Origin of the sequence: Aeromicrobium sp., assembly GCF_036675695.1 — a bacterium.
GTDB lineage: Bacteria > Actinomycetota > Actinomycetes > Propionibacteriales > Nocardioidaceae > Aeromicrobium.
The window spans coordinates 1-5,900 of sequence record NZ_JAKFEL010000102.1 but is presented as its reverse complement, the minus strand read 5'-3'; the positions used below and the strand labels follow the sequence as shown (position 1 = coordinate 5,900).

Annotated in this window: 6 protein-coding genes and 1 tRNA gene; 3 read left to right on the top strand and 4 right to left on the bottom strand. The window is 65.4% G+C overall.

Features of this window, described 5'->3' with window-relative positions; translation table 11 throughout:
- The first annotated feature begins 46 nt into the window (after positions 1 to 46).
- Together V6M39_RS06490 and V6M39_RS06485 are read left to right on the top strand one after the other, a co-directional pair.
- Entirely contained in the window at positions 47 to 1,327 is a 1,281-nt protein-coding gene (locus tag V6M39_RS06490; RefSeq protein WP_332642943.1) for an aspartate kinase, read from the top strand.
- A complete protein-coding gene (locus V6M39_RS06485; protein ID WP_332642942.1) occupies positions 1,324 to 2,358 on the top strand; it encodes an aspartate-semialdehyde dehydrogenase in 1,035 nt (344 codons plus the stop codon). Before V6M39_RS06490 ends, V6M39_RS06485 begins: the two co-directional genes overlap by 4 nt.
- Here V6M39_RS06485 and V6M39_RS06480 read toward each other — a convergent pair.
- The 3 genes from V6M39_RS06480 to V6M39_RS06470 form a co-directional block, all read right to left on the bottom strand.
- Positions 2,355 to 3,341 carry a hypothetical protein gene (locus tag V6M39_RS06480; RefSeq protein ID WP_332642941.1) on the bottom strand — a complete coding sequence of 329 codons (987 nt, stop codon included), beginning with the start codon at positions 3,339 to 3,341 and terminating at the stop codon, positions 2,355 to 2,357. The genes V6M39_RS06485 and V6M39_RS06480 overlap by 4 nt on opposite strands.
- Positions 3,342 to 3,351: 10 nt before the next feature.
- Positions 3,352 to 4,089 (bottom strand): hypothetical protein, encoded by a 738-nt coding sequence (locus V6M39_RS06475; protein ID WP_332642940.1) that lies wholly within the window; start codon positions 4,087 to 4,089, stop codon positions 3,352 to 3,354.
- Between the two features lie 83 nt (positions 4,090 to 4,172).
- Positions 4,173 to 4,817 carry a TetR/AcrR family transcriptional regulator gene (locus V6M39_RS06470; protein ID WP_332642939.1) on the bottom strand — a complete coding sequence of 215 codons (645 nt, stop codon included), beginning with the start codon at positions 4,815 to 4,817 and terminating at the stop codon, positions 4,173 to 4,175.
- A gap of 93 nt (positions 4,818 to 4,910) precedes the next feature.
- Here V6M39_RS06470 and V6M39_RS06465 point away from each other — a divergent pair, with 93 nt between their 5' ends.
- Positions 4,911 to 5,507, top strand: coding sequence for a TIGR03086 family metal-binding protein (locus tag V6M39_RS06465; RefSeq protein ID WP_332642937.1), 597 nt, complete (start codon positions 4,911 to 4,913; stop codon positions 5,505 to 5,507).
- Between the two features lie 221 nt (positions 5,508 to 5,728).
- On the opposite strand, the gene V6M39_RS06460 is transcribed toward V6M39_RS06465, so the two are convergent.
- Positions 5,729 to 5,802, bottom strand: a tRNA-Pro gene (locus V6M39_RS06460).
- Between the last annotated feature and the right edge of the window lie 98 nt (positions 5,803 to 5,900).

Below are 5,900 nucleotides of genomic sequence, written 5' to 3'. Positions count from 1 at the left end.
GCAGCGTCGCGCATCCGTACATCACCACCCAGTCAGGAACGGGCTCGTGGGCATTGTCGTCCAGAAGTACGGCGGCTCCTCGGTTGCCGACGCAACCAGCATCAAGAGAGTCGCCCAGCGCATTGTCGCGACCAAAAAGGCCGGTCACGACGTTGTCGTCGTGGTCTCAGCCATGGGCGACACCACGGATGACCTCATCGACCTCGCCAACCAGGTGGCCCCGCTGCCGCCGGGCCGCGAGCTCGACATGCTGCTCACCGCGGGCGAGCGCATAAGCATGGCCGTCCTCGCGATGGCGATCGGAACCCTCGGCCAGGAAGCCCGCTCGTTCACGGGTTCGCAGGCCGGCGTCATCACCGATGCCGAGCACGGCAGAGCCAAGATCATCGACGTCACCCCCGGACGCATCGAAGCCGCACTCGCCGAAGGCGCAGTAGCAATCGTCGCCGGCTTCCAGGGCGTTTCGCAGACCACCAAGGACATCACCACGCTCGGCCGCGGCGGTTCCGACACCACCGCTGTGGCGCTCGCGGCCGCGCTCAAGGCCGACGTGTGCGAGATCTACACCGACGTCGACGGCATCTTCACCGCCGATCCGCGCATCGTCGCCGACGCCTGCCAGATCCCGCGCATCTCGTACGAAGAGATGCTCGAGATGGCCGCCAGCGGTGCCAAGATCCTGCATCTCCGGTGCGTCGAGTACGCCCGCCGCAACGACATTCCGATCCACGTACGGTCGTCGTTCTCCGACAAGACCGGCACCTGGGTCGTCAAGACCGAGGACGTCATCCAAGAGGGGTCCACCATGGAACAAGCAATCATTTCTGGCGTTGCGCACGATCGCAGCGAATCCAAGATCACTGTGGTCGGCGTGCCCGACAAGGTCGGCGAGGCCGCCGCGATCCTTCGCGCGCTTGCGGATGCCCAGATCAACATCGACATGATCGTCCAGAACGTCTCGGCCGCAGCCACCGCGCTGACGGACATCTCGTTCACCCTGCCTCGCGCCGATGGCCAGACCGCCATGACTGCCCTCGCGCGGCTCAAGGATGACGTCGGCTTCGAGCGTCTGCAGTACGACGACAGCGTCGGCAAGGTGTCGATCGTCGGTGCCGGTATGCGTTCGTCACCGGGCATCACCGCGACGTTCTTCCAGGCTCTCGCCGACGCAGGCGTCAACATCGAGATGATCTCGACCTCGGAGATCCGCATCTCGGTCGTCGTGTCCGACAACCAGGTCGATGCTGCCGTCAACGCCGCGCACGACGCGTTCAACCTCGGCAATGACGAGGTTGAGGCCGTGGTTTACGGAGGCACCGGACGATGACAAGCATCGGAATCGTCGGCGCCACCGGCCAGGTCGGCGTCGCCATGCGCGCCATCCTTGAGGAGCGCAACTTTCCCGCCGACGAGGTGCGCTTCTTCGCGTCCTCTCGCTCGGCCGGCAAGACGCTGCCGTGGAAGGGTGGCGAGATCGTCATCGAAGATGCCGAGCTCGCTGATCCGTCAGGTCTCGACATCGCGCTGTTCTCGGCTGGCGCGACGCTCTCGCGCGCACAAGCTCCGCGCTTCGCGGCTGCCGGCGTCACGGTCATCGACAACTCGTCCGCGTTCCGCAAGGACCCCGAGATCCCGCTGGTCGTCAGCGAAGTCAACCCCCAGGACATCGAGATAGCGACTCGCGAGGGTGGACGCGGCATCATCGCCAACCCCAACTGCACGACCATGGCAGCGATGCCGGTCCTCAAGCCGTTGCATGACGAGGCCCAGCTCGTACGCCTCGTCGTCAGCAGCTACCAGGCTGTCTCGGGCTCCGGTATCGCCGGTGTCCAGGAGCTGCACGGCCAGGCCCTCGCCGTGGTCGACAAGGCCAACGAGCTCGCGTACGACGGGTCAGCCGTCCAGTTCCCCGCGCCCAACAAGTACGTCGCGCCCATCGCGTTCAACGTGCTGCCGCTGGCCGGATCGATCGTCGACGATGGATCGTTCGAGACCGACGAGGAGCAGAAGCTTCGCAACGAGAGCCGCAAGATCCTCGGCATCCCTGACCTCCGGGTCGCCGGCACCTGCGTACGCGTTCCGGTCTTCACGGGACACTCGCTGTCGATCAACGCTGAGTTCGCCTCGAACCTGACCGTTGCTCGTGCCACCGAGCTCCTTGCTTCGGCTCCCGGCGTCCAGCTCGTCGACGTGCCCACGCCTCTGCAGGCGGCTGGTGCAGACCCGAGCCTCGTCGGACGTATCCGTCAGGACCAGAGCATCGACGGCAACCGCGGTCTCGTGCTGTTCGTCAGCGGCGACAACCTCCGCAAGGGCGCAGCCCTCAACACGGTCCAGATCGCAGAGCTTCTCGTCTAGAACCTGCTGTACGCGACAACGTCCTCGAGCCGCGAACCGTCTCGTGCTGCCAGCACGCAGATGATCGGCAGGGTCTTGCTCGTGGTCGGCACGTCCGAGAAGAAGCGGAAGCCCATGCCGATCCTCTGGGTGAGTCCGCCGCCGGACTCCTCGTACGGGTCGATGCAGGCGTCAGCCAGCTTGGTGAAGTCAGCGTCGTTCACGTCGGCGAGGTCGGCGCCCTCGAGGAACTTCTTGCCGTAGACGGCCTTCATGTCGATGGTCCACAGCAGCTCCTGGTCGTGCGTTCCCGAGCAGGAGGCGGCTTTGTCGGTCTTGGTGTCCCAGCACGAGCGCAGCTCTGCGGGGTACTTGCGTGTCAGGTACGACGACATGGCCGGGTTGGTGTTGTTGGACCTGATGGGCGTGACGGGGGAGACGTCGTCGCCCTCGGACGGCGGCGCGAAGCGGAACGAGCACACCGCCTGGGTGGTGCCCTTGACCCAGAGCTCAGGCGAGGAGAGGTTGTACCACTGCGACGCAGCACCGGGCGGCAATCGCAGGTCGACGTCCTTCGCTGACTTCTCGACCACCTTCATCTGTCCGAGGCCGGTGGCTTCCCGGAACGGTTCGTCGCACAGCGAGTAGACCTCCGTGCGCAGTCGCTTGCGGAGCTCGGTGTCCTCGCCGCTGATCTGGGACAGCTCGGTGCGCCGGGCGAGCTTCTCGGTGTCCGTGGTGCCGGCGAGCATGTCGTCGGGGATGGCCACGACCGCGACGATCTCGTACGCGTGCAGCTCGCTGCAGGGCACTACTGTTCGCAGGTCGGGAGCGAAGTCGTCACCGTCGGCGACCTCCTTGGCGACACACTGACCGGACTGGGGTTCGGCGGCCTTTGCTGGCCCCTCGGCCTTGTCGCCGTTCTTCGTGCCGCCGTCACTGCCGCCACAGGCAGCGAGAATCGCAAGCAGCGCAGCAGCAGCGATGAGCCTCACCCGGTGCATGAGGGTGAGGCTAGTCGACTTCCTCGCTTGAGGTCTCCGCGAGGTCGAGCAACCACTTGGCCAGCACGTACGAGATGACGGCGACCACCGGCACGATCAGGAGTCCCCACACCGTGTCGGCGAGGCCGAGGAACAACCCGAGCATCGCAACGATGGTGAGCACGACACCGAGGAAGCTCGTCAGTCGCGCCTGGGTGACTCCGAAGCCCGACAGGAGTAGCTCGCCGAGGACGAAGGCGATGAAGGCGACGACGACGAAGGTGAGCGAGCCCCAACGGCCACCGCCGGTGGAGACGCCACGCAACTCGTTGAACAGGCTCTTGGACGCCAAGCCGAGGGTGACAGCGATGATTCCCACGACGGCTCCGGTGAAGACCGATGCAGGGATCGGGCTCCAGTGCGGCATCCGCCAGGTCCGTACACGGAAGAAGGTGTCATCGACAGCGTCGCGTAGGCGACCTGCTCCAGACTTGATCGCCCCGGCGGCACCGGATGCGGCGCTCGAGCTCTTGGAGGTGACCGCCTTCTGGGCGCCCTTGACCTTCGACGCGACCTCGATCTTGGGGCGCGGCACCTTGGGTGCCGGCTTTGTCGGAGCCGCGTCTGCCTTGGCCTTCGGGCGAGGCGCGGTGGCCACCGTTCGGCCGTACCGCACCTGTGGGGCTGAGTCCTTGGGGGCAGGTTTGGCGACGCCCTTCTTGACTACCCGCTTGACCACCTTCTTTGCGGGGGTCTGATCGTCGGCCATGTTCCGAGTCTTTCACAGGGGTGGGCGAAGTCATTCCGAGATAAGTTGCGATCCGATTGCAATCGGCACGTCAGCCCGGCGAGTCAGGTGCGACGTGGCTGCCATCGTTGGCCGAGCTCGTCATCCGTCGCCGCTGGAGCGGGGAGGTCGGCACGATCAGGCCCAGCGCGCAGAGCGTCGAGCTGAATGCGCAGGTATCGGCGGCGCAGTTGCAGAGTGCGCTCACTGTCACCAAGCCTGATGGAGGCAAGCTGCTCAAAGATCATGGCCAGGTCGTTTGGCACGAGTCCGTCACGCAGCACACCGGCTTTCGACGCCCGGTCGAACAGCTTCTCTGCGAGCGCCGTCGAAGCACTCGCATGCTCGTGCAGCTCGGGTGTGGGTGTGAAGGTGCCAGCGAGCTTGACCGTGAGTGAGTGGACGTCGGACTCCACGATGCCGGTGACGAACTGTGCGAGGGCTTCCCACGGATCCCCAATCTCGGCTGCGGCTCGGGCGATTGCAGAGAAGCGCTCGAGTCCTTCACCGCACAGCGTACGAAGCAGCTCTTCCTTGCTCGCGTAGCGCTTGTAGAGAGCGCTGATGCCCACGCCAGCAACCGCCGCGACGGCTGACATGGGAGCGGCGGGTTCGCGGATGAAGACCTGCCGAGCAGCGTCCAGGATTGCGGTGTCGTTGCGGAGAGCCTCAGCCTGCCGCCCAGGAAGCCGCACCTCGTTGTCGGACATGCGTTGAGGATAGCACTTGAACGGAATGAAGTATTCTGTTACGTTTGGGTCTAACGGAATAGATCATTCCGTTAGACCGAGAGGAAATGCGAGATGAAGATCCCAACCACACCTTGGAACGTTCTCGACAGCTCACTCGATCGGCTGGCGACCGTGACTGCCGGGCTGAGCAAGGACGATCTTGCTCGTCCGACCCCGTGCAGCGACTGGAACGTCATGCAGGTCCTGCAGCACGCGGCCGGAGACCAGGTCGGCTACGCCTCGGCGCTCACTGGTGGGCCCGGTCCGACCTACAACCCCTTTGATCCTTCGGGCGATCTCGCCGTCGACATCCGTGCATTGGTCGACGACGCGATCCAGACGTCCGCTGCGGCCTGGTCGGGGGTCGCCTCAGACTCCGGCCCGATTGAGACGCCCCTGCCGGTGGGGCCGCTCGCAGCCGAGATCGGCGCCGCGGCGTGCGGTCTCGACGCCGCCGTCCACGCCTGGGATGTCGCTGTCGCGACCGGACAGCCGTCTCCTCTGGATGACGAGCTGAGTGCGGCTCTGCTGGAAGCCGCCCACTCACTCGTCGAGCCGCTTCGAGCATTTGCCTACGCACCGGCCCTGCCCGCGCAGCACGGCGACACGGCAACCGATGCGCTGCTGCGCTACCTCGGCCGCGACCCGCAATGGTCCAGCGAACGCTGAGCTAGAAACAGCAAGAGGGCGGCTCATCGAAAATGAGCCGCCCTCTTGTCGTCCGTCGGGGTGACAGGACTCCTTCGGCGCCGTCGCGTTTGACGATGAGCTTGCGCGCCGAGTGCGCCTCCTCCTCAAATCCTGCGCGCCATCAGTGACGCAGTTCAAGGGACCGGCTGCGAATGCAGAAGGGGCCGGCTCATGAGAATGAGCCGGCCCCTTCAACTGCGTCGGGGTGACAGGATTTGAACCTGCGGCCTCGTCGTCCCGAACGACGCGCGCTACCAAGCTGCGCCACACCCCGGCCGTCCCGCCCGGTACTGACTACTGGGAGGACCCGGGAGAGTCTATCTCAGTCAGAGTGAGCAGAGTTGCCTCGGGGCGGCAGGCAAAACGTACGGG

Excerpts from the sequence above, each read along its gene's own strand:
- V6M39_RS06465 (WP_332642937.1), top strand. The coding sequence starts at position 4,911 with ATGAAGATCCCAACCACACCTTGGAACGTTCTCGACAGCTCACTCGAT.
- V6M39_RS06475 (WP_332642940.1), bottom strand. The coding sequence starts at position 4,089 with ATGGCCGACGATCAGACCCCCGCAAAGAAGGTGGTCAAGCGGGTAGTC.
- V6M39_RS06470 (WP_332642939.1), bottom strand. The coding sequence starts at position 4,817 with ATGTCCGACAACGAGGTGCGGCTTCCTGGGCGGCAGGCTGAGGCTCTC.
- V6M39_RS06480 (WP_332642941.1), bottom strand. The coding sequence starts at position 3,341 with ATGCACCGGGTGAGGCTCATCGCTGCTGCTGCGCTGCTTGCGATTCTC.
- V6M39_RS06485 (WP_332642942.1), top strand. The coding sequence starts at position 1,324 with ATGACAAGCATCGGAATCGTCGGCGCCACCGGCCAGGTCGGCGTCGCC.